Source organism: Mycolicibacterium austroafricanum (genome assembly GCF_000612725.1).
Lineage (GTDB): Bacteria > Actinomycetota > Actinomycetes > Mycobacteriales > Mycobacteriaceae > Mycobacterium > Mycobacterium austroafricanum.
The window spans coordinates 40,799-67,048 of record NZ_HG964451.1 but is presented as its reverse complement, the minus strand read 5'-3'; the positions used below and the strand labels follow the sequence as shown (position 1 = coordinate 67,048).

At 69.2% G+C, this 26,250-nt stretch carries 32 protein-coding genes; 15 read left to right on the top strand and 17 right to left on the bottom strand.

Annotation, left to right across the window (positions count from 1 at the left end):
* The first annotated feature begins 79 nt into the window (after positions 1–79).
* Both BN976_RS07025 and BN976_RS07020 read left to right on the top strand, forming a co-directional pair.
* A complete protein-coding gene (locus BN976_RS07025) occupies positions 80–829 on the top strand; it encodes an SOS response-associated peptidase (RefSeq protein ID WP_036370354.1) in 750 nt (249 codons plus the stop codon).
* Entirely contained in the window at positions 826–2,343 is a 1,518-nt protein-coding gene (locus tag BN976_RS07020; protein ID WP_036369487.1) for a DUF7782 domain-containing protein, read from the top strand. Before BN976_RS07025 ends, BN976_RS07020 begins: the two co-directional genes overlap by 4 nt.
* 4 nt (positions 2,344–2,347) lie before the next feature.
* Here the strand turns inward: BN976_RS07020 and BN976_RS07015 are convergent, their stop codons facing one another.
* The gene (locus tag BN976_RS07015) at positions 2,348–3,133 is read right to left on the bottom strand and encodes a class I SAM-dependent methyltransferase (protein ID WP_109489568.1); all 786 of its coding nucleotides are present in this window, start codon (positions 3,131–3,133) and stop codon (positions 2,348–2,350) included.
* A gap of 19 nt (positions 3,134–3,152) precedes the next feature.
* On the opposite strand from BN976_RS07015, the gene BN976_RS07010 reads away from it, so the two are divergent.
* Complete coding sequence (locus tag BN976_RS07010; protein ID WP_051558345.1) at positions 3,153–3,893, top strand: YqjF family protein; 741 nt, start codon at positions 3,153–3,155, stop codon at positions 3,891–3,893.
* 46 nt (positions 3,894–3,939) lie between these two features.
* Here BN976_RS07010 and BN976_RS07005 read toward each other — a convergent pair whose 3' ends face one another.
* Genes BN976_RS07005 through BN976_RS06990 form a run of 4 tightly spaced genes read right to left on the bottom strand, consistent with a single transcriptional unit; the run spans position 3,940 to position 6,923 of the window.
* Positions 3,940–4,785 carry an SDR family oxidoreductase gene (locus BN976_RS07005; RefSeq protein ID WP_036369482.1) on the bottom strand — a complete coding sequence of 282 codons (846 nt, stop codon included), beginning with the start codon at positions 4,783–4,785 and terminating at the stop codon, positions 3,940–3,942.
* A 9-nt stretch (positions 4,786–4,794) separates the two neighbouring features.
* Positions 4,795–5,286, bottom strand: coding sequence for a Cys-tRNA(Pro) deacylase (gene ybaK, locus BN976_RS07000; RefSeq protein WP_036370347.1), 492 nt, complete (start codon positions 5,284–5,286; stop codon positions 4,795–4,797).
* Positions 5,287–5,304: 18 nt separating this feature from the next.
* A complete protein-coding gene (locus BN976_RS06995) occupies positions 5,305–6,264 on the bottom strand; it encodes a hypothetical protein (RefSeq protein WP_036369479.1) in 960 nt (319 codons plus the stop codon).
* A complete protein-coding gene (locus BN976_RS06990) occupies positions 6,261–6,923 on the bottom strand; it encodes a hypothetical protein (protein WP_036369478.1) in 663 nt (220 codons plus the stop codon). Before BN976_RS06990 ends, BN976_RS06995 begins: the two co-directional genes overlap by 4 nt.
* A gap of 264 nt (positions 6,924–7,187) precedes the next feature.
* Here BN976_RS06990 and BN976_RS06985 point away from each other — a divergent pair, with 264 nt between their 5' ends.
* Positions 7,188–7,850 carry a sigma-70 family RNA polymerase sigma factor gene (locus BN976_RS06985; RefSeq protein ID WP_109489582.1) on the top strand — a complete coding sequence of 221 codons (663 nt, stop codon included), beginning with the start codon at positions 7,188–7,190 and terminating at the stop codon, positions 7,848–7,850.
* Positions 7,847–8,179 (top strand): mycothiol system anti-sigma-R factor, encoded by a 333-nt coding sequence (gene rsrA, locus BN976_RS06980; protein ID WP_036369474.1) that lies wholly within the window; start codon positions 7,847–7,849, stop codon positions 8,177–8,179. Before BN976_RS06985 ends, rsrA begins: the two co-directional genes overlap by 4 nt.
* 79 nt (positions 8,180–8,258) lie before the next feature.
* Here the strand turns inward: rsrA and BN976_RS34750 are convergent, their stop codons facing one another.
* A complete protein-coding gene (locus BN976_RS34750) occupies positions 8,259–8,354 on the bottom strand; it encodes a 50S ribosomal protein bL37 (RefSeq protein ID WP_006245863.1) in 96 nt (31 codons plus the stop codon).
* Between the two features lie 176 nt (positions 8,355–8,530).
* Between BN976_RS34750 and BN976_RS06975 the strand changes: the two genes are divergently transcribed.
* Together BN976_RS06975 and BN976_RS06970 are read left to right on the top strand one after the other, a co-directional pair.
* Entirely contained in the window at positions 8,531–8,746 is a 216-nt protein-coding gene (locus tag BN976_RS06975; protein ID WP_011779021.1) for a biotin/lipoyl-binding carrier protein, read from the top strand.
* A gap of 70 nt (positions 8,747–8,816) precedes the next feature.
* Complete coding sequence (locus BN976_RS06970; RefSeq protein ID WP_011779022.1) at positions 8,817–10,307, top strand: two-component system sensor histidine kinase PdtaS; 1,491 nt, start codon at positions 8,817–8,819, stop codon at positions 10,305–10,307.
* A gap of 105 nt (positions 10,308–10,412) precedes the next feature.
* Here the strand turns inward: BN976_RS06970 and whiB1 are convergent, their stop codons facing one another.
* Both whiB1 and BN976_RS06960 read right to left on the bottom strand, forming a co-directional pair.
* Positions 10,413–10,667: a transcriptional regulator WhiB1 gene (whiB1, locus tag BN976_RS06965; RefSeq protein ID WP_003929142.1), complete on the bottom strand. Its 255-nt coding sequence runs from the start codon at positions 10,665–10,667 to the stop codon at positions 10,413–10,415.
* A 266-nt stretch (positions 10,668–10,933) separates the two neighbouring features.
* Positions 10,934–11,890, bottom strand: a complete 957-nt coding sequence (locus BN976_RS06960) for a diacylglycerol/lipid kinase family protein (protein WP_011779023.1) — start codon at positions 11,888–11,890, stop codon at positions 10,934–10,936.
* Between the two features lie 49 nt (positions 11,891–11,939).
* On the opposite strand from BN976_RS06960, the gene aroQ reads away from it, so the two are divergent.
* Both aroQ and BN976_RS06950 read left to right on the top strand, forming a co-directional pair.
* Positions 11,940–12,383, top strand: a complete 444-nt coding sequence (aroQ, locus tag BN976_RS06955) for a type II 3-dehydroquinate dehydratase (RefSeq protein WP_036369469.1) — start codon at positions 11,940–11,942, stop codon at positions 12,381–12,383.
* Positions 12,380–12,796 carry a hypothetical protein gene (locus BN976_RS06950; RefSeq protein WP_036369467.1) on the top strand — a complete coding sequence of 139 codons (417 nt, stop codon included), beginning with the start codon at positions 12,380–12,382 and terminating at the stop codon, positions 12,794–12,796. Before aroQ ends, BN976_RS06950 begins: the two co-directional genes overlap by 4 nt.
* On the opposite strand, the gene BN976_RS06945 is transcribed toward BN976_RS06950, so the two are convergent.
* The 3 genes from BN976_RS06945 to BN976_RS06935 are packed head-to-tail and all read right to left on the bottom strand — an operon-like array spanning position 12,742 to position 14,932.
* Positions 12,742–13,230: a GNAT family N-acetyltransferase gene (locus tag BN976_RS06945; protein WP_036369465.1), complete on the bottom strand. Its 489-nt coding sequence runs from the start codon at positions 13,228–13,230 to the stop codon at positions 12,742–12,744. The genes BN976_RS06950 and BN976_RS06945 overlap by 55 nt on opposite strands.
* Positions 13,227–14,324 (bottom strand): isochorismate synthase, encoded by a 1,098-nt coding sequence (locus BN976_RS06940; RefSeq protein WP_036369463.1) that lies wholly within the window; start codon positions 14,322–14,324, stop codon positions 13,227–13,229. Before BN976_RS06940 ends, BN976_RS06945 begins: the two co-directional genes overlap by 4 nt.
* A complete protein-coding gene (locus BN976_RS06935) occupies positions 14,321–14,932 on the bottom strand; it encodes an acid phosphatase (RefSeq protein WP_036369459.1) in 612 nt (203 codons plus the stop codon). The genes BN976_RS06940 and BN976_RS06935 overlap by 4 nt, the downstream gene beginning before the upstream one ends.
* A 78-nt stretch (positions 14,933–15,010) precedes the next feature.
* Between BN976_RS06935 and BN976_RS06930 the strand changes: the two genes are divergently transcribed.
* Entirely contained in the window at positions 15,011–15,814 is an 804-nt protein-coding gene (locus tag BN976_RS06930; protein ID WP_036369456.1) for a ParA family protein, read from the top strand.
* Here the strand turns inward: BN976_RS06930 and BN976_RS06925 are convergent.
* Both BN976_RS06925 and BN976_RS06920 read right to left on the bottom strand, forming a co-directional pair.
* Complete coding sequence (locus BN976_RS06925; RefSeq protein WP_036369453.1) at positions 15,811–17,022, bottom strand: Rv3212 family protein; 1,212 nt, start codon at positions 17,020–17,022, stop codon at positions 15,811–15,813. The genes BN976_RS06930 and BN976_RS06925 overlap by 4 nt on opposite strands.
* Before the next feature lie 19 nt (positions 17,023–17,041).
* Positions 17,042–18,526, bottom strand: coding sequence for a DEAD/DEAH box helicase (locus BN976_RS06920; RefSeq protein WP_036369449.1), 1,485 nt, complete (start codon positions 18,524–18,526; stop codon positions 17,042–17,044).
* A gap of 250 nt (positions 18,527–18,776) precedes the next feature.
* Here BN976_RS06920 and BN976_RS06915 point away from each other — a divergent pair, with 250 nt between their 5' ends.
* Positions 18,777–19,490, top strand: a complete 714-nt coding sequence (locus tag BN976_RS06915) for a ferritin-like fold-containing protein (RefSeq protein ID WP_011779032.1) — start codon at positions 18,777–18,779, stop codon at positions 19,488–19,490.
* Between the two features lie 75 nt (positions 19,491–19,565).
* On the opposite strand, the gene BN976_RS06910 is transcribed toward BN976_RS06915, so the two are convergent.
* Positions 19,566–20,348 carry an MmpS family transport accessory protein gene (locus BN976_RS06910; protein WP_011779033.1) on the bottom strand — a complete coding sequence of 261 codons (783 nt, stop codon included), beginning with the start codon at positions 20,346–20,348 and terminating at the stop codon, positions 19,566–19,568.
* Between the two features lie 271 nt (positions 20,349–20,619).
* On the opposite strand from BN976_RS06910, the gene BN976_RS06905 reads away from it, so the two are divergent.
* A complete protein-coding gene (locus BN976_RS06905) occupies positions 20,620–20,871 on the top strand; it encodes a DUF3107 domain-containing protein (protein WP_011779034.1) in 252 nt (83 codons plus the stop codon).
* 67 nt (positions 20,872–20,938) lie between these two features.
* On the opposite strand, the gene BN976_RS06900 is transcribed toward BN976_RS06905, so the two are convergent.
* A complete protein-coding gene (locus BN976_RS06900; RefSeq protein ID WP_011779035.1) occupies positions 20,939–21,613 on the bottom strand; it encodes an HTH-type transcriptional activator FasR in 675 nt (224 codons plus the stop codon).
* A 207-nt stretch (positions 21,614–21,820) separates the two neighbouring features.
* On the opposite strand from BN976_RS06900, the gene BN976_RS06895 reads away from it, so the two are divergent.
* The 3 genes from BN976_RS06895 (at position 21,821) to BN976_RS06885 (ending at position 25,049) form a co-directional block, all read left to right on the top strand.
* Positions 21,821–22,849, top strand: coding sequence for a DUF3152 domain-containing protein (locus tag BN976_RS06895; protein WP_036370345.1), 1,029 nt, complete (start codon positions 21,821–21,823; stop codon positions 22,847–22,849).
* A 115-nt stretch (positions 22,850–22,964) separates the two neighbouring features.
* Positions 22,965–24,158, top strand: a complete 1,194-nt coding sequence (gene moeZ / locus BN976_RS06890) for an adenylyltransferase/sulfurtransferase MoeZ (RefSeq protein ID WP_011779037.1) — start codon at positions 22,965–22,967, stop codon at positions 24,156–24,158.
* Positions 24,159–24,194: 36 nt separating this feature from the next.
* The gene (locus BN976_RS06885) at positions 24,195–25,049 is read left to right on the top strand and encodes a TIGR02569 family protein (RefSeq protein ID WP_036370343.1); all 855 of its coding nucleotides are present in this window, start codon (positions 24,195–24,197) and stop codon (positions 25,047–25,049) included.
* 81 nt (positions 25,050–25,130) lie between these two features.
* Here the strand turns inward: BN976_RS06885 and BN976_RS06880 are convergent, their stop codons facing one another.
* Together BN976_RS06880 and BN976_RS06875 are read right to left on the bottom strand one after the other, a co-directional pair.
* Positions 25,131–25,427 carry an MGMT family protein gene (locus BN976_RS06880; protein WP_011779039.1) on the bottom strand — a complete coding sequence of 99 codons (297 nt, stop codon included), beginning with the start codon at positions 25,425–25,427 and terminating at the stop codon, positions 25,131–25,133.
* Between the two features lie 2 nt (positions 25,428–25,429).
* Positions 25,430–26,212, bottom strand: coding sequence for an alpha/beta fold hydrolase (locus BN976_RS06875; RefSeq protein ID WP_011779040.1), 783 nt, complete (start codon positions 26,210–26,212; stop codon positions 25,430–25,432).
* Between the last annotated feature and the right edge of the window lie 38 nt (positions 26,213–26,250).

Below are 26,250 nucleotides of genomic sequence, written 5' to 3'. Positions count from 1 at the left end.
AGCAGCCGATCCGGCGCGCAAAGGCGCCCTGAGCGTCGCGTTTCGCGCCGGATTCGCCGGGTCTGGGACCATGGACACCATGTGCGGGCGATTCGCGGTGACGACCGATCCGGCGCTGCTGGCCGAGAAGATCAAGGCGATCGACGAAACGGCGGCCGCCAAAACCGACGGGCCGAACTACAACGTGGCGCCCACGACCAGCGTCGCGACCGTCGTCAAACGCCACACCGAACCCGACGACGAGTCCACCCGCCGGATCCGGCTGATGCGCTGGGGGCTGGTGCCGCCCTGGGCCAAGGCCGGCGACGACGGCAGCCCCGACACCAAGAGCGGTCCGCTGCTGATCAACGCCCGCTCCGACAAGGTCACGTCCTCTCCGGCGTTCCGCAGCTCCGCGAAGGCCAAGCGCTGCCTGGTGCCGATGGACGGCTGGTACGAGTGGAAGGGCCAGAAGGGCGCCAAGACGCCGTACTACATGCACACCCGCGACGGGGAGCCGCTGTTCATGGCCGGATTGTGGTCGACGTGGCGGCCCAAAGGCGCGGACAAGGACGTCAAACCGCTGCTGAGCTGCACGATCATCACCACCGACGCGGTCGGCCCCCTTGCCGACATCCACGACCGGATGCCGCTGACCATCAGTGCGCCGGACTGGGATCGCTGGCTCGACCCGGACGCACCGGTCGACGAAGGGCTGCTGCGCGGCCACGGTGACCTCGACCGCATCGAGGTCCGGGAGGTGTCGCGGTTGGTCAACAGCGTGCGCAACAACGGACCGGAACTCATCGAGCCGGTCACACCGCAGGCCGAGCAAGGCACCCTGCTTTGAGTCACCCGCTGCAGTCCGGCGCGGTCGTCGACGCGTTGGCCGCCGATCTGCGCTCGGCGCAGTACACCACCGACGGGGTGGCCGAACTGCTCGGCGCCGACGCCGGCGCCGCGTTCAGCCGCGGCCTGTGGTGGTCGGCGCTGCGCGCCACCGACCGCGCCGACGCCGGCCATCAGCGGCTGGCCACCCTGGTCCGGCTGTTCCTGCTCGGCACCGACGAACCGCGTGAGCGGGTCGGGCACGCCATGCCCGGCGCGGGCGTGGACGCGCTGGTCGACAACGGCGTCGTCGAACCGGCCGGGCCGGACTCGGTGCGCGCCGCCGTCGACATTCGCCCGCACAGCGACGGCGCACGCGACTTCCTGGTGGTGTCCGACCAGGACTCGGCGCTGCGCTCCGGCCCGGTACGCCACGACCATGTCCTGGGCATCGGTGGCGCATCCGTCTCGCTGGCCCACGCGGTGGTGCGCAGCCCGGTCGGCCGCGCGCTCGACCTCGGCACCGGGTGCGGTATCCAGGCGCTGCACCTCGATGCGCACTGCGATGAGGTGGTGGCCACCGACACCAACCCGCGGGCACTGGCGTTGGCCGCGGCGACCGCGCGTCTCAACGGCATGTCGTGGGATCTGCGCTGCGGCAGTCTGTTCGAACCGGTGGCCGGTGAGCGTTTCGACCTGATCGTGTCCAACCCGCCGTTCGTGGTGGGGACCGGCTCCTTGGACTACATCTACCGCGACTCTGGCATGGCCGGAGATGCGTTGTGCCAGAGCATGATCGAGCAGGTTGCCGACCATCTGGAGCCGGGTGGCACCGCGCAGATCATGGCGAACTGGATCGTGCGCGACGGCGAGGAGGACGGGGGCTGGCGCGACCGGGTCCGTGGCTGGCTGGCCGGGACCGGCCTGCACGCGTGGGTGGTGCAGCGCGAGTTCGCCGACCCGATCAGCTATGTCTCGCTGTGGACCTCCGACGCCGGTGAGTCGCCGGAGCAGGCGGCGCGCCGCGGCGGGCAGTGGCTGGACTGGTTCGACGCCGAGGGCATTGCCGGGGTGGGTATGGGCATGGTCACGCTGCGTGCGCCGCGCGTGGGCGAGACGCGGCCTCCCGACCAGGTCCTGGAGGAGATCACCGGCGCCGACGAGGCGCTGACCGGGCCCGAAGTCGAGGCGTTCCTGGCCCGCCGCGAATACCTGCACGACACCGGCGACGAGCAACTGTTGGCCGCCCGGTTGTCCACCGCGCCGGTCTTCCTGGAGGAGCAGTCCCTGCCCGGCCCCGACGGGTGGCAGGTGATCGGCGCCGCGGTGCGCCGCCCCGGCGGCCCGGGTGCGGTCATCGGTGTCGACGAGGTCTCGCGGGCGTTGTTCGCCGGCTGCCGGGGCGAGGTTCCGCTGGGCACGCTGATCGAGCTGCTCGCCAGCTTCCACGGTGTCGACGCCGACGCGCTGGCGACCGCGGCGCTGCCGGTGGTGCGCGAGGCGATCGGGCGCGGAATCCTCTACCAGGCGCAGTGAGGACTCACGCTCGCAACGTCGCGCTGACCACCACGTAGGGGGCGGTGAACGCCACCGCGCCGGACGGCTCGAGATGGCGGCGCAGAGCGATCTCGAACTCCGCGGCCAGCCGGTCCTGCTGCGCCGGGTCGGCGCGCCGGAAGGTCGCCACGTGCATGGGCGACTCCGAGCGCAGGAAGTGCAGCGCCGCGGCCATCGACTCGAACTCCCACCGGTGCCGGGCGCGCTGAACGTCGATGTCGTCGAAGAACGGCGCCAGGCGGGTGGTCAGCGTGTCGGTATCGCCCCATTGGTCGGGGGAGAAGCCCGTCGCCGGCGGCGGTCCGAGCACCGCGACGACGGGGTCGAAGAACGGATTGTCGGCATCGCGCGCCCACGCCGAAAAGGCAAGTCGGCCAGCGGGTTTCAGTAGCCGCGTGATCTCGGCGACCTGGCTGTCGGGATCGACGAAGATGATGCCCATGTTCGACACCGCCGCGTCGAACGCACCCGTGGGCAGGCCGGTGTCGGAGGCGTCGGCGGTGTGCCAGGTGACCGCGTCGGCGCCGTCGCGCACCGCGGCTATGGCGATCAACTCCGGGGTGAGGTCGACACCGGTCACCTGTGCCCCGCGGGCCGCGGCCGCCAGGGCGGCGCTGCCGGTGCCGCAGGCGAGGTCGACCACCGCGGCGCCGCGCAGCGGGTGCCGCCGATCGAGGGCGTCGACGACCTGCTCGGCGATCGGGGCGATGCGTTGCCCGACGGCGTCGTAGCGCCCGGCGGACCAGAGACTCGGCGATGACACGGACACAGCCTGCCACTATGACAGCGTGGATGGTGAGCTCGGTTCGTTCGCGGTGGACGCCCCGCCGTTGCCGCGTCCCGTCCTGTTCGACCAGTTCTGGGCCGATCTCACGTTCCTGCATTGGCCGGTCGACCCCGGCGGTGTCGCGCATCTGTTCCCGCCCGGCACCCGCCCGGACGTTTTCGCCGACGGACTGACCTACGTCGGCCTGGTGCCGTTCGTGATGCGGCACACCAAGCTGGGCACCAGGTGGCCGCTGCCGTATTTGGGCGCGTTCGCCGAAACCAACGTCCGACTGTATTCGGTGGACGACGCCGGCCGGCATGGCGTGCTGTTCCGGTCGCTGGAGACCCAGCGGCTGGCCGTCGTGGCCGTGACCCGTCTCGGGCTCGGCGTGCCGTACACGTGGGCCGCGATGCGGGTGACCCGCAGCGCTGACCGGCTCCGCTATTCGAGTGTCCGGCGCTGGCCCGACCGCGGCCTGCGCAGCCACGTCGCGGTAACCGTCGGCGGGGTCGTCGCACCCACGCCGCTGGAGGTGTGGCTGACCGCGCGGTGGGGTGCGCACACCCGGAAGGCGGGGCGGACGTGGTGGGTGCCCAACGAGCATGTGACGTGGCCGTTGCACAGCGCCGAGGTCGACGAGCTCGACGACGACCTGGTGGCCGCCGCGGGCATCGCATGTGCCGGACCGATGCTGCGCCCGGTGTTCTCCCCGGGCGTGCACGCCCGGTTCGGCAGACCCGCGAGCGTGCGTCCGCGGTAGCCGGCAGGCGCGCGCCGCTACCGTGACTGCACGTTCGTGCAGGCCTCTAGGGACCGGTGTAGCCCGGCGGGTTGGCGCCCTCGACCCAGAAGTCCACGCCGAGGTCGGAGCCCGGCACGCAGTCGTACACCGACAGATCGGTGACGCCGGACTCCAACAGCACGTCCTCACACAGCAGCGTGTGGCCGGTGAAGCTCGACGGCTTGGTCAGGACGGCGTACGCGGCGTCGGAGTACACCTCCGGCTTGCGGGACCGCGCCATCGACTCGTCCCCGCCCAGCAGGTTCTGCACGGCGGCGGTGGCCACCATGGTGCGCGGCCACAGCGTGTTCGACGCGATGCCGGCGTCACGCATCTCTTCGGCGATTCCCAACGCGCACAATGTCATCCCGAACTTCGCCATCATGTACGGCGTGGGCCGCAACCACTTGGACTCCAGCAGGATAGGCGGTGACAACGTCAGGATGTGCGGGTTGTCCCGGCCCTTCATGTGCGGGATGCAGGCCTGCGACACCGCATACGTGCCGCGCACCTGGATGCCGTTCATCAGGTCGAAACGCTTGAGCGGAACCTCCTCGATGGAGCCGAGATTGATCGCCGAGGCGTTGTTGACGCACATGTCGATGCCGCCGAACTGCTCGACGGTCTTGGCCACCGCGGCGGCCACCGAGTCACCGTCGCGGACATCGCCGACGATGGGCAGCGCCTGCCCGCCGGCCTCCTCGATCTCTTTGGCCGCGGTGTAGACCGTGCCGGGCAGCTTCGGATGGGGTTCGGCGGTCTTGGCCACCAGAGCGATGTTGGCGCCGTCCGCCGCGGCGCGTTTGGCGATCGCCAGCCCGATACCGCGGCTGGCGCCCGAAATGAACATGGCCTTACCCGCAAGAGACATGGACCCACCCTAGGGCGCGCAGATGTCCGCGGTCACGGCATTGGTCAGCCGCACCAGATCCCGGGGATCCAGCGCGACGTCCCAGCCGCGTTTCCCGGCGCTGCACAGCACCCGCTCCCACTGCAGAGCCGACGAGTCCACCACGGTGGGCAAGGCCTTGCGCTGGCCGAGAGGGGAGATGCCGCCGACGACGTAGCCCGACGAACGCTGCGCGTCGGCAGGGTCGGCCATCGTCGCCTTTGCCGCCCCGAGCGCCGCTGCGGCGGCCTTCAGCGACAGCTTCGACGGCACCGGCAGGACTGCGACGCCGAGCCCCTTGGGCAGCGCGACGACGAGCGTCTTCAGGATCTGCGCCGGCGCCAGCCCGCCGGCCTGTGCCAACTCCTTGACCGCTTCCTCGCCGAACGACTCACTGCGCGGGTCATGGCGGTACTGGAGGACCTCGTGCGGGACGCCCGCAGCCACCAGCGCCGCGACCGCCGGTGTTGCTGCGCGTGCCACCGGCACAGCGTAATCAGGTCAGCGTGGACCGGTATGCCAGGTGATCCGCGGTGGGGCGTCGGTGCCGGTGCGGGCAAGCCGGCGATAGCAGAGCCCGCCGATCACCGCGATCGTCACGGCCAGCGTGCCGTTGAGGACGGCCCATGCGAACACTGCCCGGCCGGTGTGTTCGGCGGCGGGGACGTATCCGTGGAGGAAGGTGGTGACGTCACCGGCGGCGACGATGCGCACGTCAGCGAGACCGGTGTAGGACGTCGTGCCTCCGCCCAGACCTCCTCGGAGGTCACCCCACACCACCACACGGTCGCCGCGGCGCAGCACGCATTCCCCGGTGTCGGACGGCCAGTTCCACGCCTGGGTGCCGGAGTCGATGCCCTCGACCACGACTGGCGGTCCGCCGGGGAAGTCGACCACGTAGCGGTGGGGCAGCCGGCTCCCGGGCATCGTGAATCGCCGCGAGCCGACAGCGAGACACGAATGCGAGGCGACGACGCCGCGCGGCGGATCCAACTCGACGGTGTGCCCGCTGATGGTCCCCGCGAGCAGCACACCGCCGGGCTGCTGCGGTCCGTCTCGCCAGGCGATGAACTCTGCGCGCTCGCGTAGCACGGGCAGGTCCGCTGCGCGCGTCCCTTCGTCGGCGACGACGGCAAGGAACACCGCCACCGCGGCGTACATCACCGAAAGCGCACCGCATACCACCGCGACGCCGTGGCGGTCCCTCCTGCTGACCAGCTGCGGGAGCCCGCGCCCGACGAGCAGCACCGTCACCACCGACAGGGCCACTGTGGCGACCAGGATCCTGGCGCCCCGCACCAGCAGGTCGGATGCGATCTCACCGGTGAAGACAACAGCCAGGATCAACACGGGCGCCGAAGCCACCACCAACAGGCACGCCGGCAGCACTCTTCGGCGCCGGCGAATCGTCAGCACCGTGACGATCAGTGCAAGCGCGGCCGACGCCGGGACCAGGGTCACGATCGCCCGAGAGCGCCGCGACAGCGCATCCCGAGGTTGACGAAGGCGTCGGCGAGCTCGACGGACGCCAGCACATCGGTGCGCACCCGGACCGATATTCCGGACCGATCGAGCGTCAGCACCGGCTGTTCGCGTTCCGCATCGAACGCCGAACACCATTCACAGATGGCGTCCGCCACGGCGCGCAGGGTTCCCGTCGGTCCGATCCCGTCCGTCGCGAACACCAGCAGCCGGTCATCCATGGCCGGCAGCGGCTGTAGCGCGCGGCCGCCGCCGACACGATCCAGACCCAGCCACCGGGCCATCGCCGCGGGCGCGGAACCGATGAGGTCGGTGGCCAACACGCGCAGCTCCGGCGGGGGCGCCGGGCCGACGACCAGCACGGCCCCGAGGGTGGCGGGCATGGGACAGGTCCAGATGCTGGTGACCACGTGGGTGCTGGGCGGCGACATCTGCCCCGCGAACGAACGGCTCATGGTCAGCTTCCAGTCGCCGGTGGCCGGGACGACGACAGTGTCGTCACCGTTGGTGCTGACTCGCCACCCCCGCTGCTGCATCGCCGATTGGAACGAAGCGCGGCGGCGCAGCCACCAGGTCAGCGCCGTGACGGAGACAAGTAGCGCCACAGCGACGACGACAAGGGTGGTTGACGCGTTCATCGGGACTCTGAGTATTCCCGACCTGCGGCGTCCGTGCCGGCAGTACCGCAGAGCACGGGAACACCACACGTGCCGACGCTGTTCTTGACGACAGCTGTGGCGGACCTTTCAGCCGCTCAGGGTCACTTGTCGGGGTCAGCCTTTAGGATCAGCAGAAGGGGATTGACGGTGCCAGTTGTCATGGCCATGGAGGCCCCATCGCGTTCGGTGCATGTGTTGGACGTGATCGGTGGCGCCGCTAAAGAAGGGACGGTGTTCCCCACGATGACAGACATCACCGGGTCGGCCGCTGAGGCGACCCTGGACGGTGAGGCCCCGGCGCGGGAGGAAACCGACGCCGAGCTGACCGCGCGTTTCGAACGCGATGCCATTCCAATGCTCGACCAGCTCTACGGCGGCGCGCTGCGCATGACGCGCAATCCCGCGGACGCCGAGGACCTGCTGCAGGAGACGATGGTCAAGGCCTACTCCGGCTTCCGCTCGTTCCGTGAGGGCACCAACCTCAAGGCCTGGCTGTACCGGATCCTGACCAACACCTACATCAACAGCTACCGCAAGAAGCAGCGCCAGCCGGCGGAGTATCCGACCGAGGAGATCACCGACTGGCAGTTGGCGGCCAACGCCGAACACTCCTCGACGGGGCTGCGGTCCGCCGAGGTCGAAGCCCTCGAACTGCTGCCCGACAACGAGATCAAGGAAGCGCTGCAGGCTCTGCCCGACGAGTTCCGGATGGCGGTGTACTACGCCGACGTCGAAGGCTTCCCGTACAAGGAGATCGCCGAGATCATGGACACGCCGATCGGAACGGTGATGTCGCGGCTGCACCGCGGCAGGCGCCAACTGCGCGAGTTGCTGGCCGGGGTGGCCCGTGACCGCGGTTTCATCCGGGGTGAGCAGGTCGACGCTCCCGAGGAGGTCACGTCATGAGCGGCACCGAGACGCCGGAAAACGAGACACCCGGCAACAGCGAAGACACTTGGACCCCGCCGATCGGCCCGATCGACCCGGAGCACCCCGAGTGCGCGGCCGTCATCGCCGAGGTGTGGACGCTGCTCGACGGTGAATGCACCGTGGAGACCCGCGACAAGCTGCGCCAGCATCTCGAGGAATGCCCGACCTGCCTGCGGTACTACGGCGTCGAGGAACGGGTCAAGAAGCTGATCGCCGCCAAATGCAGCGGCGAGCGGGCCCCCGAGGGGCTTCGGGAGCGGCTGCGCATCCAGATCAGCCAGACCACCATCATCCGCCGGGGCTGAGCCCCGATTCCGGCAGCAGACACAAAGCCGCCCGGCCTCCTGAGGGAGTGCCGGGCGGTTCTGCGTTACGAGCAGCTGGTCAGCGGCCGACTGACTTCGAGCCGGCGTTGGGCCGCTTGCCGTGGTTGGCTTTCGAGTGCTTACGGTCGCGCTTCTTACGGCCACGCTTGGCCATGGTGTACCTCCAGGTCGTTCGATGAAAACCGCCCGGCGAGCGGGCCGCGTTGGCCCTATTGTCGCACGCTCTGTCGGCACCGAATCCGCCACGGGCCCTGACCGGCGACATCACCGAGGCGCGGTGTGGTTCGATATACCCCGTCAGGCACCAGCGGGAAGCGGAGTGGGGTGAAGATGGCCGAGGATGTTCGCGCGGAAATCGTGGCCAGTGTGCTCGAGGTCGTGGTTCGCGAGGGCGATCAGATCGGTGAAGGCGACACCCTGGTGCTGCTCGAGTCGATGAAGATGGAGATTCCGGTGCTCGCCGAGGTGGCCGGGACCATCAGCAAGGTCAGTGTCTCGGTCGGTGATGTCATCCAGGCCGGCGACCTCATCGCGATCATCAGCTAGCGCCTGACCGGCCGGGTCAGAGTTGCTCCTCGCGTGCGCAGGCACACCCTGAAACCCGTCGGCGTGGGCCATGTCGACCCTCGGTGACCTGCTCGCCGAGCACACCGTGCTGCCCGGCAACGCGGTGGACCACCTGCACGCCGTCGTGGGCGAGTGGCAGCTGCTGGCAGATCTGTCGTTCGCCGACTACCTGATGTGGGTGCGCCGCGACGACGGGATGCTGGTGTGCGTCGCCCAGGTGCGCCCCAACACCGCGGCGACGGTGCTGCTGGCCGACGCCGTCGGAACCCTGGCCGAGGCCGAGGACCTCCCGATCGTGGCCGAGGCGTTCCAGTCCGGCACCATCGGCCGCGCCACAGTCGAAGGCGAATTCGGCTCTCCGGGCCTCAACGTCGAGGCCGTGCCGGTGCGCTACCGCAACGACGTGGTCGCCGTGCTGACCCATCAGACGTCGCTGGCGCCGCGACAGGCCAGCCCGCTGGAAGCGGCGTACGTCGACTGCGCCGGTGACCTGCTGCACATGCTCTCCGAAGGCACCTTCCCCAACGTCGGCGATCTCGCGATGTCGCGGTCGAGTCCCCGGGCCGGCGACGGGTTCATCCGCCTCGACGAGGCGGGTGTGGTGACGTTCGCCAGCCCGAACGCGATCTCGGCCTACCACCGGATGGGGCTGACGGCGGACCTGGAGGGCCACAATCTGGTCAGCATCACCCGGCCGCTGATCTCGGACCCGTTCGAGGCGCAGGAACTCGCCAACCACGTCCGTGATTCGCTCACCGGCGGCTCCAGCATGCGGATGGAGGTCGACGCAGGCGGGGCGACGGTTCTGCTGCGTACGTTGCCGCTGGGGGTGCACGGAGTGGCCATGGGCGCCGCCGTGCTGATCCGCGACGTCACGGAGGTCAAGCGCCGGGACCGGGCGCTGCTGTCGAAGGACGCGACGATCCGCGAGATCCACCACCGGGTCAAGAACAATCTGCAGACCGTCGCCGCGCTGCTGCGACTGCAGGCGCGCAGGACGAACAACCCGGAGGGACGTGAGGCGCTGATGGAATCGGTGCGCCGGGTGTCGTCCATCGCCCTCGTCCACGACGCGCTGTCGATGTCGGTGGACGAGGAGGTGAACCTCGACCAGGTCATCGACCGCATCCTGCCGATCATGAATGACGTTGCGGCAGTTGACTCGCCGATCCGGATCAACCGTGTCGGCGACCTCGGCGTGCTGGATGCCGACCGGGCGACCGCGCTGATCATGGTCATCACCGAACTGGTGCAGAACGCCATCGAGCACGCCTTCGACGCCACCACACCGCAAGGCTGCGTGACCATCCGCGCCCAGCGGTCGGCCCGCTGGCTCGACGTCGTGGTGCACGACGACGGTCGCGGGCTGCCCGACGGTTTCAGCCTGGAGAAGTCCGACCGGCTCGGTCTGCAGATCGTCCGCACGCTGGTGTCCGCGGAGCTGGACGGCTCACTGGGGATGCACGCCGGGGCGGCAGGCGGGACGGATGTGATTCTGCGGGTGCCGATAGGCAGACGGGCGCGCCCGAGCCAATACTGACGGGCCATGCCATTTCTGCAAAATGCAATTCAATGAAATTTCGATTGCAGATAGTTACGGCCCCGACTTTCGTCGGGGCCGTCGCTGCGTCTGCGCGGAGGAGGATCAGACTCCGGTGCGAGCCTTGGTCCTGGCGTTGCGACGCTTGAGCGCGCGACGCTCGTCCTCGCTCATGCCGCCCCACACGCCCGCGTCCTGTCCGGACTCCAAAGCCCAGCTCAGGCACTCCGCCGTCACGGGGCAGCGGTTGCAGACGAGCTTCGCGTCGGCAATCTGGGCGAGCGCCGGGCCGCTGTTTCCCACGGGGAAGAACAGCTCCGGATCTTCGTCGCGACAGACGGCCTTATGGCGCCAATCCATGGTCTAACTCCTTATCGTGTGCGCGACAACGCGCACGAGCTTAACTTCGGCTGTTAACGCAAGCGCACCAAATGTTTCTGCGCTGTTGCATCGATGCTTTCACAGGCTGAACAGATGTCAATAGAAGTTCGTTAACTCGTGGGCTATCTCACTACGGAGGTCCGTTATCGGACCCCTTACTCCCTTGTACTACGCTCTACCCATCTGCGCTCTAAATCTGGCCTGTCAGAAGTCTGACGATATAGGTTTTCCCAGCTCAGGGCCGGTCAGCGGCCCATTTTCGGTGCGGGTGCCACCACGGCGAGCGCGTTGGGCACGGCAGTGAACTGCATCATGTTCCGCTTCCCGATGTAATCTCCGTCGATCTGGCAGGCGACCGGGGTGTCGCTGGTCACCTTGAGCCACTTGAGGTCGTCCTCACGGATCAGATGCTTGGCCTCCAGCCGGGGTGTGCGCGAGATCATCTGCCGCACCAGCCGCAGATTGGCCCATACGTTCATGCTCGTCGTCGCGAACACGCCCAGGCCCGTCTCGAACGTCGTATCCGGGTTCGTCCACACCGGTCGGGCATTGGCATAGGTCCACGGGCTGGCGTTGGACACGAACGCGAAATGGACGCCGGAGACCGGCTCGCGGTCGGGCAGGTGCAGTGTCAGCGCCGGCTCCTTGCGCGCACTGGCGAGCACTTCGCGGATCGCGACCCGGATGTAGCGCGACGCGGTCACCTTGCGGCCCTTGGCGCGCTGGGCTTCCACCGCGGCGACCACCTCCCCGTCGACACCCATCCCCGCGGTGAAGATCCCCCAGCGCTCCCCGCAGTCCATCAGCCCGATCCGTCGCCAGGTCCTGCCCTGCCGGTACGCGCCGAGCAGATCGACCAGCTGGTTCGTCGCCTCGATGGGGTCGGCGCTGATGCCGAGCGCGCGGGCGAACACGTTGGCCGACCCGCCGGGCACCACGCCGACCGCGGGTCCGGCGCCTCCCGGCCCGCACTCACCGAGGATGCCGTTGACCACCTCGTTCACCGTGCCGTCGCCGCCGTGCACGATCAGCACGTCGACGCCGCTGCGGGCGGCCTGCTGTGCGATCTCGATGGCATGGCCGCGGTGGTCGGTGTGGGTGACGGTCAGCCGCACCCGGCTTTCCAGCGCGTGGGCCAGCAGGTCCCGGCCGGCCGGCGTGGTCGAGGTCGCATTCGGGTTCACGATCAGCACGGCGCGCACGGGGCTTGAGCCTAGCGCTCATGCAGCACTGCGCCGGTACCGTACAACGGTGACCGAACGCCGACTGCTACTCGTCAACGGGCCCAACCTGAACCTGCTCGGCACCCGGCAGCCCGAGGTGTACGGCGCGACGACCCTGGCCGAGATCGAGGCGCGGGTGGCCGAGGTGGCCGCCGAGGCCGGCCTGCAGGTGCGGTCGGTGCAGAGCAATCACGAGGGCGTCCTCGTCGATGCCATCCACGCGGCGCGCACGGACTGCGCGGGCATCATCATCAACCCGGCGGCCTACAGCCACACCTCGGTGGCGATCGCCGACGCGTTGCGTTCGGTGGGACTGCCCGTCGCCGAGGTGCATCTGAGCAACATCCACGCGCGGGAGGAGTTCAGGCACCACTCCTATGTGTCGGCCGTCGCCGACATGGTGGTCGCCGGGGCCGGTCCGCTGGGCTACGAGATGGCGGTGCGGTTCCTGGCGGACAGGTTGCGTCGGTGACCCCCCGAGGCGTGCGCATCGCCGGCGCAATCGCCGCGCTGGAGGGCGCCCTGGGGCTCGTGATGGCCGTGGTGCTGGTCGTGCGCGAGGCCGCGGGCCACCATGAGGCCGCGATCAGCGGCTACGGCACGGCGGCCTGGTTCGCGATCATGGGTTCCGGGGTGGCTGCGGCGGGCTGGGCGCTGCTGACCGGGCGTCGCTGGGGCCGCGGTATCGCCGTGTTCGCCAACCTGGTGCTGCTCGGGGTCGCCTGGTACGTCTTCAGCTCCGGTCAACTGCGCTACGCGGTCGCGGTGGCCGCCGCGGCGATCACGGTGCTGGGGCTGCTGTTCAGCCCGTCGGCGTTGCACTGGCTGACTCAGTCGCGGGACTCGGCGGCCAACTCCGACAGACGCGGACCCGACACCCGGTAGGTGATCCATTCGCTCTGCGGCGCGCCGCCGACGCTGTCGTAGAGCGCGATCGCGTTGACGTTCCAGTCCAGCACCGCCCAGCTCAGCCGCGAGTAGCCGCGCTCGACGCACTCGCGGGCCAACGTGGACAGCAGCTTGCGGGCCAGCCCGCGCCTGCGGAACTGCGGACGCACGAACAGGTCTTCGAGGTAGACGCCCGCCACCCCGTCCCAAGTCGAGAAGTTGCGGAACCACAGCGCCGTGGCGGCGGCCTGACCGTCGACCTCGACCAGGTGCCCGTACAGCGTGGGATTCGGGCCGAAAAGCGCTGCGGCCAATTGGGTTTCGGTTACCGTGCACTCCGCTGCGGCGTGCTCGAACTCGGCGAGTTCATGGATCATCGCGGTCAGCTCGGCCTCGTCGCCGGGGCGTACCGCGCGGACGATCTCGCTCATTGCTCTACTCCCAGTGCCGACAGGATGGTGCGGAATTTCGTTGTGGTCTCGTCGACTTCGTCGTCCGGGTCGGATTCGGCGACGATCCCGCCCCCGGAGTGCGCGACCGCGGTGCGGCGGTCGGCGGACAGCTGCGCGCACCGGATCGAGACCACCCAGCGTCCGTCCCCGCGCTGGTCGCACCAGCCGACCGCGCCCGCGTAGAAACCGCGGTCGCCCTCGACGTCGTTGATGAACGCGACGGCCTGGTCGGTGGGGGAGCCGCCGACCGCCGGGGTCGGATGCAGCGCCACGGCGAGATCCAAAGCGGTGAGCGACTTCTCGCGCAGCACACCAGACATCGGGGTGTACAGATGCCACACCGCGGCGGTCTTGCTCAGCTGGGGCCGGTCGGCGATCTGCAGGTCGGTGCACAGCGGTTCCAGCGCCGAGCGCAGCGCGTCGACGACCAGTTGATGTTCGTGACGGTTCTTCTCCGAATCGGCCAGCGCGGCGCCGTTGGCGGCGTCGGCGGCCGGGTCGTCCAGCCGTGGCGCCGAGCCTGCGAAGGGGCGGCAGATCACCTGCCGGCCGTGGCGGGCCACCAGCAGCTCGGGGCTCGCGCCGATCAGCGCGGCGCCCGAGTAGCCCTCACCGGCCGCCGACAGATCCACCAGGTACTTGGTGGCCTGCGCGTCGTTGGCGGCCAGCCGGTTGAGCAACGTCCTGGCGTCGAGCCGGCCGTCGGCGGTCAGCCGCAGCGCGCGGGCCAGCACCACCTTCTGCAGGGCGTCGTCGGGATCGCGCAGCCGGGCCAGCGCCATGCCGATGCGGCGGCGATGCTCGTCGGCGTCGGGCGTCGTCCCGGTGATCTGCGCCGTGGACATCTCGCGCGGCGGCCACACCGGCAGCGCGTCGGTGAATCGCACCGACTGCGGGCGGATCAGCGCCGCGGGCTTGGTGATGTCAAAAGGCAAGGCGCCCACAATGATCGGTGTGCTGTGCGAGGCCAGCGCGGCCCGTGCATCGGCGATGCGCGGGAACGCGGTGTGTACGCCCTCGCCCACGATGACGCCGTCGGGTCCCGCGAAGACGAATGCCGGTTCGCGGGTCACGTCGACACCGCCGGGTTGGGGCGGCCGGTCTGGGCCAGTGCGCTGAGCTGACGCACGCCGTGTTCGAAACCGCACACCGCAATGGAGGCGGCCGGCATGGCGAACCGGATCCCTTCGTAGACCGGCTGCTCGATCCACCGGGTCATCACCGCGCGGGAGAAGTGGCCGTGCCCGACGAACACCACGTCGCGCGACTGCATGTGCTGCAAGGCCACCGCGATGGCGCGGTCGGCGCGCTCGCAGACCTGCGCGGAGGTCTCCCCGCCCGGGCAGCCGTGGGTCCACACCAGCCAGTTGGGCACGGCCTTGCGGATGTCCGCGGTGGTGGTGCCCTCGTAATCGCCGTAATCCCATTCGGCGATCAGGTCGTCGACCTCGTCGATGACCAGGCCCGCGAGTTCGGCGGTCGTCCTGGCCCGGATCCGGGGGCTGGTCACCACGAACGGGTCCTGCAGTTGCATCTGCTTGAGCGTGTCTGCCGCCGCGAGCGCCTGTTCGCGGCCATGCTCGGTGAGCTCAAGTTCGGTGCGGCTCGTATGCTTGCCCGATTTCGACCACTCGGTTTCGCCGTGGCGGAGCAGGATCAGTCGGTGCTGCAGGAGGCCCACAGTTTCCGATTCTGCCGCACGTCGCCGTTTCGCCGGCGCGCGCGGGGGAAGATGTAGGGAGGACCAACCAATGTCAGGATGGGGAATGTGACGCGGGTACTTGCGGTCGCCAATCAAAAGGGTGGGGTAGCCAAGACGACGACGGTGGCGTCGCTGGGTGCGGCCATGGTGGAACTGGGCAAGAAGGTGTTGCTCGTCGACCTGGATCCGCAGGGCTGCCTGACGTTCTCGCTGGGGCAGGACCCCGACAAATTGCCCGTCTCGGTGCACGAAGTGTTGCTGGGCGACGTCGAACCCGAGGCGGCGCTGGTCGAGACGTCGGAGGGAATGACGTTGCTGCCCGCCAACATCGACCTCGCCGGAGCCGAGGCGATGCTGCTGATGCGGGCCGGGCGTGAATACGCGCTCAAACGCGCGCTCGCCAAGATCAGCGACGCCTTCGACGTGATCCTCATCGACTGCCCGCCGTCGCTGGGTGTGCTCACGCTCAACGGCCTGACCGCAGCCGACGACGTGATCGTGCCGCTGCAGTGCGAGACGCTCGCGCACCGCGGTGTCGGTCAGTTCCTGCGCACCATCAACGACGTCCAGCAGATCACCAACGCCGACCTCAAGCTGCTCGGTGCGCTCCCGACGCTGTACGACTCGCGCACCACCCACAGCCGGGACGTGCTGTTCGACGTCGTCGACCGCTACAACCTTCCGGTGCTGGCACCGCCGATTCCGCGCACCGTGCGCTTCGCCGAGGCCACCGCGTCGGGTTGCTCGGTGCTCGCCGGCCGCAAGAACAAGGGCGCCATGGCGTACCGGGAGTTCGCGGCTGCGCTGCTGAAGCACTGGAAGAACGGGAAGCCGCTGGAGACCTTCACCCCCGAGGTCTAGCCCAACGCCACCAGTTCGTCGCCCCGCTGTTCCAGCACCGTCGACCCCGCCACCGCGGGCACCACGGGTCCGGCCACCTGCGGGCGCTGCACCGGGATGTGCTTGTCACCGGTGCCCGTCATCGGATCGAACACGTCGTAGCCGGTGGTGACGGGCACCAGCAACTGGCCCGCCATGATCGTCGCGGGCCCCACCGGCGCGTCGGAGCCCGACGCGGCCACGGTGTACTTGTACTGAAGGTTGTTGGCGGAGAACACCATCAGCGCGTCACCGGTCCACCAGGTGACGAGGTCACCGACCCGCGACGCGGTGGCGTCGGGGGAGGGCGGGGCAGGCACCACGGTGGAGTCGATCACCGAGCCGGTGTCGTCGATGATGTCGATCCGCGGCTTCGGGGTGGGAACGTAGAGCGCGGTCGCCGAGTCGGTCACCGCCACAACCCGGGCGCCGGAGCCGTCGGCGACCCCCTTCTGCTGCACATACTTCAGCTCCGGGGTGTCTTCTTCGTCGGACGGGCGCAGCAGCGTCAACCGAAGATCGGCCTGGCTCTCGCAGGATTCCAGCACCGACACCGAGCTGGCACTGGCGCCCGCGGACACGAATCGGCACAGCGGCGACGCCGGCACGCCCGGTTTGATCGGGGCGTCGAGTGCGCCGTAGCTGAGCATCCGGACCATGTCCGACCGCCACATCTCCAGCCGGGTCGCCCCGGCCGACAGCACCGTGGTGCCGTCAGCGGACAACGTGACCTCGCGGTCGGCGTAACTGGTGCGCGACGGACCCCGCAGGCCGGTCTTGGCATCCACCGTGCTGACCTGGCCGCAGCCGCGCACGTCCGGGTAGACGGCCACCGCGTAGCTGTAGACCCAGGTGACCCCGCACAGCTCGAGATCGCGGGCGTAGCGCCACAGCGTGGCGCCGGTGGCGGGATCGCGGCCCTCCATCGCCTGTCCGTCGCCGGTGACGACGGCACCGCCGACCACCACCGGCAGGGTGGTCTTGGCGCTGCCGGTCGTCCACCGCTGCTCGAGTGAATCCGGCACCGCCGCAGCAGGTTTGAGACTCGGGACCGGCTCTGCGGCTGGACGGCTCTCGGTGGCCCTGGCGTCGCTCGTCCACCAGACCACGGCCGCCACCAGCGCGATGACGCCGGCGATGGCCGCGGCGGCCACCAGATCCGCCCGAGTGCGGCGTTCGGGTTTGACCAAGGGAGTCGGTGGGAGTCGGCTAGTTGCTGCCCGCGGCAGCAGCCTTGCTGGGCCGACGCCGACGGCGCCGCCGGGCGGGGCTTGCGGCGCCCTCGGGCGCCTCGGCGCCAGAGTTGTCGGCTTCCGGTGCCGCCTGCTCGGTCGTGCCTTCGGGATGGCCGCCGGCCGCCTTGCCGCCCCGGGTGCGACGCCGGCTGCGGTTACTGGTGGGCTTTTCGCGACGCTCGCGCGGTTCGCGCGGTTCCTTGTCGGCGGTGCGCTTCGGCCTGCCGATCGAGCCACCGGCCTCTGCCGGGATGTTCAGCTCCTCGTACAGGTGAGGCGAGTTGGAGTACGTCTCGGCCGGGTCGGGGGTGTCCAGCCCCAGCGCCTTGTCGATCATCGACCAGCGCGGCAGCTCGTCCCAGTCGACCAGCGTGACCGCGATACCGGTCTTGCCCGCGCGGCCGGTGCGGCCGATGCGGTGCACGTAGGCCTGCTCGTCCTCGGGGATCTGGAAGTTGATCACGTGGGTGATGTCGTCGATGTCGATACCCCGAGCTGCCACGTCGGTGGCCACCAGGACGTCGACCTCCCCGGTGCGAAATGACTTCAGCGCCTTCTCACGCGCGGCCTGGCCCAGGTCGCCGTGCACGGCGCCCACCTTGAACCCGCGCTCGCCGAGTTCGTCGGCGACCTTCTGGGCGGTGCGCTTGGTGCGGGTGAAGATCATCGTGGCGCCGCGGCCCTCGGCCTGCAGGATTCGGGCAACCATCTCGACCTTGTCGAGGGCGTGCGCACGGTAGGCGAACTGCTCGGTGCTGTCGTGGGTGGCCGACGAGTGCGGCGCTTCGGCGCGGATGTGCGTCGGCTGGGTCATGAACGTGCGCGCCAGCGTGATGATCGGGTCCGGCATGGTGGCCGAGAACAGCATGGCCTGGCGCTTCGCCGGGATCTGCTTGAGGATCCGCTCGATGTCAGGCAGGAAGCCCAGGTCGAGCATCTCGTCGGCCTCGTCGAGGACCAGCACGCTGAGTCCACCGAGCTGCAGGTGGCCCTGCTGGGCGAGGTCGAGCAGGCGGCCCGGGGTGCCGACGACGACATCGACGCCCTTCTGCAGCGCCTCGATCTGCGGCTCGTAGGGGCGTCCACCGTAGATCGCGGTCACCGTCAGCTTGCGGGTCTCGTCCGCCATCAGGTACTTCGACGCGCCGACGAGGTCTTCGTAGACCTGGATGCACAGCTCGCGGGTCGGGACGACGATCAGAGCGCGCGGAATGCCGGTCAGCGGCCGCTCGGTGTCTGTGGTGATGCGGTGCAGAAGCGGCACGCCGAACGCGAAGGTCTTGCCCATGCCGGTACGGGCCTGACCGATGAGGTCGTCACCGGCCAGAGCCAGGGGCAGCGTCAGCTCCTGGATCGCGAAAGCGTGTTCAATGCCGTTCTCGGCGAGCGCGCGGACGATCTCGTCGCGCACTCCGAGCTGGGCAAATGTCGGGCTGGGATGTGTTGTTACGGGTGTCATGCTCGGGAAACGAAGCCTTTCACTTATTCCTCATGCGTTCCACGCGCGCACGAGTTGTGAAGAGAACTTCGCGGGCCCTGCTCTGAGGTGGCGGGCCGCCGCGTGCACGCACATTTCCAAGGTGTCTGCGGCGAGTGACTGCCGGCGTGACCTGGTTCGATCCGTCGGCACATGCGCCGACACCGAGTCCATGGTAGCTGGTGGGTCCCGCTCAAGCCGCATCGCCGCGGCCGGAGTCTAGAGTTGGGCCATGTCTTCGACGCCTTCAGCGGCCGCTGCATCCGCCCGCGCGGGCGAACCGGAGGGATCGGAAAGCCCGGCCGTCGCCTCGGGCCACCCCGGCATCGACGAGTTGTTCGCGCTGCTCGCCTACGGCGAGGTGGCGGCGTTCTACCGCCTCACCGAGGAAGCCAAGATGGCGCCGAATCTCAACGGCCGAATCAACATGGCGGCCATGGCGGCCGCCGAGATGAACCACTACGAGGTGCTGCGGGACGCGCTGGCGCGTCGCGGCATCGACATCGTGCCCGCGATGACGAAGTACGCGTCGGCGCTGGAGAACTATCACCGCCTGACCACCCCGAGCACGTGGCTGGAGGCTCTGGTCAAGACGTATGTCGGGGACGCGCTGGCGGCCGATTTCTACCTGGAGATCGCCGACGCGTTGCCTGCTGAGGCCGCTGACGTGGTCCGGTTGGTGCTGTCGGAGACGGGTCACTCCCAGTTCGTCGTGGCCGAGGTCCGGGCCGCGGTGACGGCCAGTGACCGGCAGCGGCACCGGTTGGCGCTGTGGTCGCGGCGGCTGCTCGGCGAGGCGATCACGCAGGCCCAGTTCGTGCTGGCCGACCACGATGAACTCGTCGACCTGGTGATGGCCGGCGGCGGCCTGTCGCACATGACGGACTTCTTCGACCGGCTGCAGAAGACCCACGCCAGCCGCATGCAGGAGCTCGGCCTGGCCTGAGGCCCGCCGAAATTGCATTCCAGCAGATGGTCACTCGAACTTTCGCTGCTGGAATGCAATTTCGGCGAGTGATCGTCAGCGCGTGCAGTTGGTGATGATCGAGTTGTTGTTCTGCGCCGCGATCAGCGATCCGTTCGCGTCGAGGATGGCGCAGTTGAGCTGACCCGACATGCTGGTCGCGGTGACCGAGCTCAGCGTCACCCCCGGGTTCAGCACGATCGTCTTCGACCAGGGCAGCGCCGCGTTCACATCGGTCTGCAGCGCGCCCTGCGCATCGGTGTAGATCACCGTCACCAGGTCGAGAAGCGCGCGGTTGCCGGTGATCCGGTAGGTGACCGTGCCCGGAGCGGCCGAGGCCGGCGGCGGAGCCGCCTGGGGCGCGGGCAGCAGCGGCGCAGGCGTGGTGGGCGCAGGCGTCGGGATCTCTGCGGTCGGCGTCACCGTGGTGACGGTTTCGGCGGGCAGAGACGGAACTGCCGGCGCGGCGACCCGGGGCGCCGGGGCGGCGGAGGGCTCCGGCGCGGAGCTGGACGGCAGCGGGGAGGCGACGGTCGCCGACACCGAACCGCTGTCGCCGCCGCCCAGGATCATGCTCGCGGTGATCACGGCGACGAACAGGATCGCGCCTGCCACCCCGGCGATCCACATCCACCGGCGGTCGAGCCGCTCCTCGTCGATGTATCCGTCGTAGTCCTCGGCGTCGTAGTCGTCGCCGGGGAAGGGCGGGAGCGCGTCGGTGTCCAGATCGCCGTAGCGGTCCGGATCGTCGTCATAGCTGCCGTAACGGCCTCGCGGGCTGCGGATCCGCTCGGTCGGCGTCAGAGAATACGGTGATTGCGCGGTGTATGGCTTGTTCATCCAACTGTCCCAAGTCGTCTCTTCGCGTTGCGGGCCCGATGCTACTGAGGCGAAAGTGACGGATGGGGCGGACGCGGCCTTCTTGGCGGTCACGGTCGGGACTCGGTTCGGTCGCCGCGGCGTTATGGCGTCGTCGCCACCGGGTGCGCGCGTTCGCCGACTGCGAAAACTCGTCCCGTCGCTGGGTGCACGGGTCCCGCCGCCGCCCAGCCGGGCCGATGTCCACTAGCCTCCTTGGGGTAGACGAGCACACGACAGAAGGGTTCTCACCGTGGAGGTCAAGATCGGTGTCACCGACAGCCCGCGCGAACTGGTTTTCGCCAGCGCGCAGACGCCGGCCGAGGTGGAGAAGTTGGTCACCGATGCCCTGAGCGGCGATCCGGGCGTCCTGGGTCTCACCGACGAGAAGGGCCGCCGCTTCCTGGTGCAGTCCGCGCGCATCGCCTATGTCGAGATCGGCGCCGCGGACTCCCGCAGGGTCGGATTCGGTGTGGGCGTCGTCGGCGCGGAAGCCACCAAGTAGTTCGCATCGAAATTGCGTTCCGCGTGGGCTTTTCGCGGAAAACGCGCGGAATGCAATTTCGGCGGGATCAGGAACGTGTCATGGGCACGTGGGACAGCCCGCCCCAGATGAACTGGACCGTGCCTTCCACGGCGTCATCCTTGTCGATCGGGCGGTCGTTGTTGAGCCAGTAGCGCGCCGAGTCGACGCTGATGCTGACCAGGCCGACGGCGATCATCCGGGCACGGTGCGGCTCCAGCCCGGAATCGTGGCTGATGAGGTCGAACACCGCATCGGTGCACGATTCGGTGGCGACCTTGACCTGCGCGGCGACCTGCGGCTCGGTCACGTAGTCGTTTTCGAAGATCAGCCGGTAACCCTGGCCGTCGTGCTCGATGAAATCGAAGAACGCCTGCACGGCGGCGCGCACCCGCTGCCGGTTGTCGGTGGTGGTGCGCAGCGCCTGCCGGACGCCGGAGACCAGATTGTCGACGTGCCGTTGCAGCACCGCCAGGTAGAGCTCGACCTTCGACGTGAAGTGTTGGTAGAGCACGGGTTTGCTGACGCCGGCGCGGTCGGCGATCTCGTCCATGCCCGCGGCGTGATAGCCGCGGTCGACGAACACTTCACTGGCCGCGATCAACAACTGCCCGCGCCGTTCGTCACGGGGCATGCGGTTGCCACGCCGGGCTGCGCCGGAAGGGCTGGCGCCGTTGGCCGGCTGCCCCCCTCGTCGCTGCGCCGTCCTGGCCACTTCGCTCATCACAACCTCAAGATCCAGCGCCGGAGCGACCGGCGTCTTCGAATTCGCTCGCATTGACACTACTACCGTTGGAGGACCATACGCCTCAGGACAGGTGTCACGTCGTGCGGCGGCGCGAGGGCGTCGCTCAGGCACTTCGGTGGCGTGCCGGAACGGCAAGTGTCCTCTGACCTGTGTCATCCTGTTTCGGTGACCTACGACTCCCGCATGCGAGGAGGACAGCAGGGTCAAGAGCGTCGGGCGCCGGTGCTCCGCGACGAGTGGCGAGAGCCGCTGCGCGCGCAACGCGACCCGCTGGCCGAGCACCCGGGCCGGGTCCGATCCAACCGGGAGGACCACAAGCGCTGGCGCAAGCAGACCTGGATCGGGCGGTTCGTCTCCACCTACGGGTGGCGGGCGTACGCGCTGCCGCTGCTGGTCGCGCTGACGGCGGTGGTGATCTTCCAGACCATCACCGGCACCAGCGCGCCGCAGGCGGTCGAGGACGAGGGGCCGGTGCAGGGGCCGCCGACGATCGGCGTCCCGAGCACCGCGATCGTCGGCGCCCCACCCAAGGGTCTGACGCAGTTCGACGCCAACCTGCCGACCGGGATCCTGCCCGCCGGCGGGCCGTTCACCGAGGCCGGCGCCCGCACCTGGCGCGTCGTCCCGGGCAGCGCACCGCAGGTCGGCCAGGGCACCACCAAGGTGTTCACCTACAGCGTCGAGATCGAGGACGGCATCGACACCACCGCCTTCGGCGGGGACGACGGCTTCGCCCGCATGGTCAGCGAGACGTTGGCCAACCCGAAGAGCTGGACCCACAATCCCCAGTTCGCGTTCACCCGCGTCGACGCCGCATCCGGCGTCACACCGGACTTCCGGGTGTCGCTCACGTCGCCGATGACGATCCGCGACGGCTGCGGATACGACATCCAGCTCGAGGCGTCCTGCTACAACCCCGCCTTCGAGGGGCAGCCCCGGGTGTTCATCAACGAGGCCCGCTGGGTACGCGGCGCGGTCCCGTTCCAGGGCGACATCGGCTCGTACCGGCAGTACCTGATCAACCACGAGGTCGGACACGCCATCGGCTACCAGCGCCACGAGCAGTGCACCGCCAACGGCGAACTGGCGCCGATCATGATGCAGCAGACGTTCTCCACCAACAACAACGACGCGGCCAAGTTCGACCCCGGCACCGTCACCCCGGACGGGCTGACGTGCCGTTTCAATCCCTGGCCGTACCCGATCGCCTAGGCGCCGCGAACACGCGCTCGTCGCCTGCGACCGGCCGGGAAGGCGCGGGCCCTCTTTGCTGTTGACAGCGGTACCTGCTGAGATGGGTCTTACAGCCAAACCAAGGAGATTTTCGGTGTCGACACCGTTGCCGCCGCTGGTCGAGCCAGCGGCTGAACTCACCCGTGAAGAGGTCGCGCGCTACAGCCGTCACCTCATCATTCCCGACGTCGGCCTGGACGGGCAGAAACGGCTGAAGAACGCCCGAGTGCTGGTCATCGGTGCCGGCGGCCTGGGCTCACCGACCCTGCTCTACCTGGCCGCCGCCGGTGTGGGCACCATCGGCATCGTCGAGTTCGACCTCGTCGACGAATCCAACCTGCAGCGCCAGATCATCCACGGCCAATCCGACATCGGCCGGTCGAAGGCGCAGAGCGCCAAGGACTCCATCGCCGAGATCAACCCGCTCGTCAACGTGGTGTTGCACGAGTTCCGGCTCGAGCCCGACAACGCCGTCGACCTGTTCGCGCAGTACGACCTCATCCTCGACGGCACCGACAACTTCGCGACGCGGTACCTGGTCAACGACGCCGCCGTGCTGGCGGGCAAGCCGTATGTGTGGGGTTCGATCTACCGCTTCGAAGGTCAGATCTCGGTGTTCTGGGAGGACGCGCCGGCCGATGAGGCCGGCAACGAGCGGGGCCTGAACTACCGCGACCTCTATCCCGAGCCGCCGCCACCGGGGATGGTGCCGTCGTGCGCCGAGGGTGGTGTGCTGGGAATCCTGTGCGCCTCCGTCGGCTCGGTGATGGGCACCGAGGCGATCAAGCTGATCACCGGCATCGGTGAAACGCTGCTGGGCCGGCTCATGGTCTACGACGCGCTCGACATGACCTACCGCACCATCAAGATCCGCAAGGATCCGTCGACGCCCAAGATCACCGAGCTCATCGATTACGAGGCGTTCTGCGGCGTGGTGTCCGACGCCGCGGCGGAGGCGGCGGCCGAGTCGACCATCACCCCCCGGGAGCTTCGCGAGCTGATGGACTCCGGGAAGCCGTTGGCGCTCATCGACGTCCGGGAACCGGTCGAGTGGGACATCAACCACATCGAGGGCGCGGAGCTGATCCCCAAGGGCGCGTTCGAATCCGGCGAGGCGCTGTCCAAGCTGAAGGTCGACCGCACCCCGGTGTTCTACTGCAAGACCGGGATCCGCTCGGCGGAGGTGCTGGCCATCGTCAAGAAGGCCGGATTCTCCGACGCGATGCACGTGCAGGGCGGGATCGTGGCCTGGGGTAAGCAACTCGAACCCGACATGGTCATGTACTAACGCGGGGTTTGCGGTCACGGCAATTAGGCTGTGGCGGTGACCGCCGAGCGCCCTCCAGAGCACGTACTCGCAGCTTTCGGGCTGTCCGGGGTGCAACCGGCGCCGCTCGGATCCAGCTGGGAGGGCGGCTGGCGCTGCGGCGAGGTGGTGTTGTCCATGGTGGCCGACCACGCGCGCGCCGCCTGGTCGGCGAAGGTGCGCGAGACGCTGTTCGTCGACGGGGTGCGCCTGGCCCGGCCGGTGCGCTCGACCGACGGGCGCTACGTCGTGGCGGGCTGGCGCGCCGACACCTACGTCGCCGGTATGCCCGAACCCCGACACGACGAGGTCGTCTCGGCTGCGGTGCGGCTGCACGAGGCCACCGCCAAACTCGAGCGGCCGCGGTTCCTGACGCAGCCGCCGATCGCCCCGTGGGGTGACGTCGACGTGTTCATCGCCGCCGACCGGGCGGCGTGGGAGGACCGGCCGCTGCACTCGCTGCCGCCCGGGGCCAGGGTGGCACCGGGCACCAGCGACGGGCAGAAGTCGATCGAGTTGATCAACCAGCTCGCGACGCTGCGCAGGCCCACCAAGAGCCCCAGCCAGCTGGTGCACGGAGACCTCTACGGCACAGTGCTTTTCGCCGGCACCGCGGCACCCGGCATCACCGACATCACCCCCTACTGGCGACCGCCGGCGTGGGCCGCCGGTGTGGTCGTGGTGGACGCGCTGGCCTGGGGGGAGGCCGACGACGCGCTCATCGAGCGGTGGTCGGCGCTGCCGGAGTGGCCGCAGATGTTGCTGCGCGCGTTGATGTTCCGGTTGGCCGTGCACGCACTGCACCCGAGGTCGACGGCCGCGGCGTTCCCCGGCCTGGCCCGCACCGCGGCGCTGGTGCGGCTGACACTCTGACCGTCGCTGCCCCGGCCGCGGAACAGCATTCCTGGCTGCGATCCAGCCCGCGGTCGCAGCCGTGACTACTCACCCGCTGGCTCAGAACGTGTGCCGGTACTCCCGCAGCGGCACCCGACCGTCGACGGCCAGCACCCCCTCGGCGCGCAGCCGCTCCAGCTGACGGGTGGCCAGGTGCACCGCCGGCCTGCCCGAGGCGGCGATCACCCGATGCCAGGGCAGATCCGAGGAATCCGTGCGCATGATCCAGCCGACGATCCTGGGACTGGAAAGGCCTGCGGCATCGGCGATGTCGCCGTAGGTGGTGACACGGCCGGGCGGAACGGAGGCGACCAGCCCGCGCACCGTCTCCACTTGTTCCTCGGTGACCGCCGCCATGGTCAGACCAGGCGGTCCCGAATCGCCGCGGCCGTCTCGGCAGGCTTGGCCAGCGGCACCATGTGGTCGCAATCCCACTCCAACACCGTCAGACTCGCCCCCAGCCCGGCATCCAGCGTGGCGATCAGTTCGTCGCTGGCATACGGCGGATCGGTGTGGGTGGCGCGCACCAGCGTCGTCGGTGTCCCGTCCCGCGGTACCGGTACGGCACGCGTCAGCTCGCTCCAATAGGACAGCGTCGCGGGGATGCTGATGCGCCAGCCGACCCGGCCGTCGGTTTGCTCGACGAGGTGCTCGTCGAGTTCGCGGTCCAGTTCGTCCTCGGCGACCTCACCCCACGATCCGCCGATCTTCTCCTGGCGGGCCTCCTCGCGGTCGGTGTAATCGGGGGAGTTGTACATGTCGTCGGCGACCTCGCGCATCCAGCGTCCGTCCAGTGCCACCGCCGGATCCAGCAGCACGAGCCCGGCCACCAGATCCGGCCGCACCGCGGCGAGGTTCAACGCGATGGCGCCGCCGAACGAGTGCCCGACGACCACCACGGGGCCGTCGGCCTCGGCGTCGACCAGCGCGGCCAGCGCCGCCACGTTGGCATCGATGGTCCACGGCGCATCCCATGACGACCGGCCGTGGCCCAGCAGGTCGGGGGCGAGCGCGGTGACGTCGGGCAGATGACGGGTGAACAGGGTCTCCCAGCGCTTGCCGTGTCCGGTCAGCCCGTGGATCGCCAGCACCCGGGCAGGCCCGGGCGGTCCGAATCGGTAGGTGCACAACAGGTCGGTCACAGATGCTGATGCTGCCAGGCCCGCGGGCGCGTGGCCCG

Coding starts and splice junctions, on each gene's coding strand:
- BN976_RS07025 (WP_036370354.1), top strand. CDS start 80: ATGTGCGGGCGATTCGCGGTGACGACCGATCCGGCGCTGCTGGCCGAG.
- BN976_RS07005 (WP_036369482.1), bottom strand. CDS start 4,785: ATGTCTCTTGCGGGTAAGGCCATGTTCATTTCGGGCGCCAGCCGCGGT.
- BN976_RS06990 (WP_036369478.1), bottom strand. CDS start 6,923: ATGAACGCGTCAACCACCCTTGTCGTCGTCGCTGTGGCGCTACTTGTC.
- BN976_RS06985 (WP_109489582.1), top strand. CDS start 7,188: ATGACAGACATCACCGGGTCGGCCGCTGAGGCGACCCTGGACGGTGAG.
- rsrA (WP_036369474.1), top strand. CDS start 7,847: ATGAGCGGCACCGAGACGCCGGAAAACGAGACACCCGGCAACAGCGAA.
- BN976_RS34750 (WP_006245863.1), bottom strand. CDS start 8,354: ATGGCCAAGCGTGGCCGTAAGAAGCGCGACCGTAAGCACTCGAAAGCC.
- BN976_RS06975 (WP_011779021.1), top strand. CDS start 8,531: ATGGCCGAGGATGTTCGCGCGGAAATCGTGGCCAGTGTGCTCGAGGTC.
- BN976_RS06970 (WP_011779022.1), top strand. CDS start 8,817: ATGTCGACCCTCGGTGACCTGCTCGCCGAGCACACCGTGCTGCCCGGC.
- whiB1 (WP_003929142.1), bottom strand. CDS start 10,667: ATGGATTGGCGCCATAAGGCCGTCTGTCGCGACGAAGATCCGGAGCTG.
- BN976_RS06945 (WP_036369465.1), bottom strand. CDS start 13,230: ATGAGCGAGATCGTCCGCGCGGTACGCCCCGGCGACGAGGCCGAGCTG.
- BN976_RS06930 (WP_036369456.1), top strand. CDS start 15,011: ATGGGGAATGTGACGCGGGTACTTGCGGTCGCCAATCAAAAGGGTGGG.
- BN976_RS06920 (WP_036369449.1), bottom strand. CDS start 18,526: ATGACACCCGTAACAACACATCCCAGCCCGACATTTGCCCAGCTCGGA.
- BN976_RS06915 (WP_011779032.1), top strand. CDS start 18,777: ATGTCTTCGACGCCTTCAGCGGCCGCTGCATCCGCCCGCGCGGGCGAA.
- BN976_RS06910 (WP_011779033.1), bottom strand. CDS start 20,348: ATGAACAAGCCATACACCGCGCAATCACCGTATTCTCTGACGCCGACC.
- BN976_RS06900 (WP_011779035.1), bottom strand. CDS start 21,613: ATGAGCGAAGTGGCCAGGACGGCGCAGCGACGAGGGGGGCAGCCGGCC.
- BN976_RS06895 (WP_036370345.1), top strand. CDS start 21,821: ATGCGAGGAGGACAGCAGGGTCAAGAGCGTCGGGCGCCGGTGCTCCGC.
- BN976_RS06880 (WP_011779039.1), bottom strand. CDS start 25,427: ATGGCGGCGGTCACCGAGGAACAAGTGGAGACGGTGCGCGGGCTGGTC.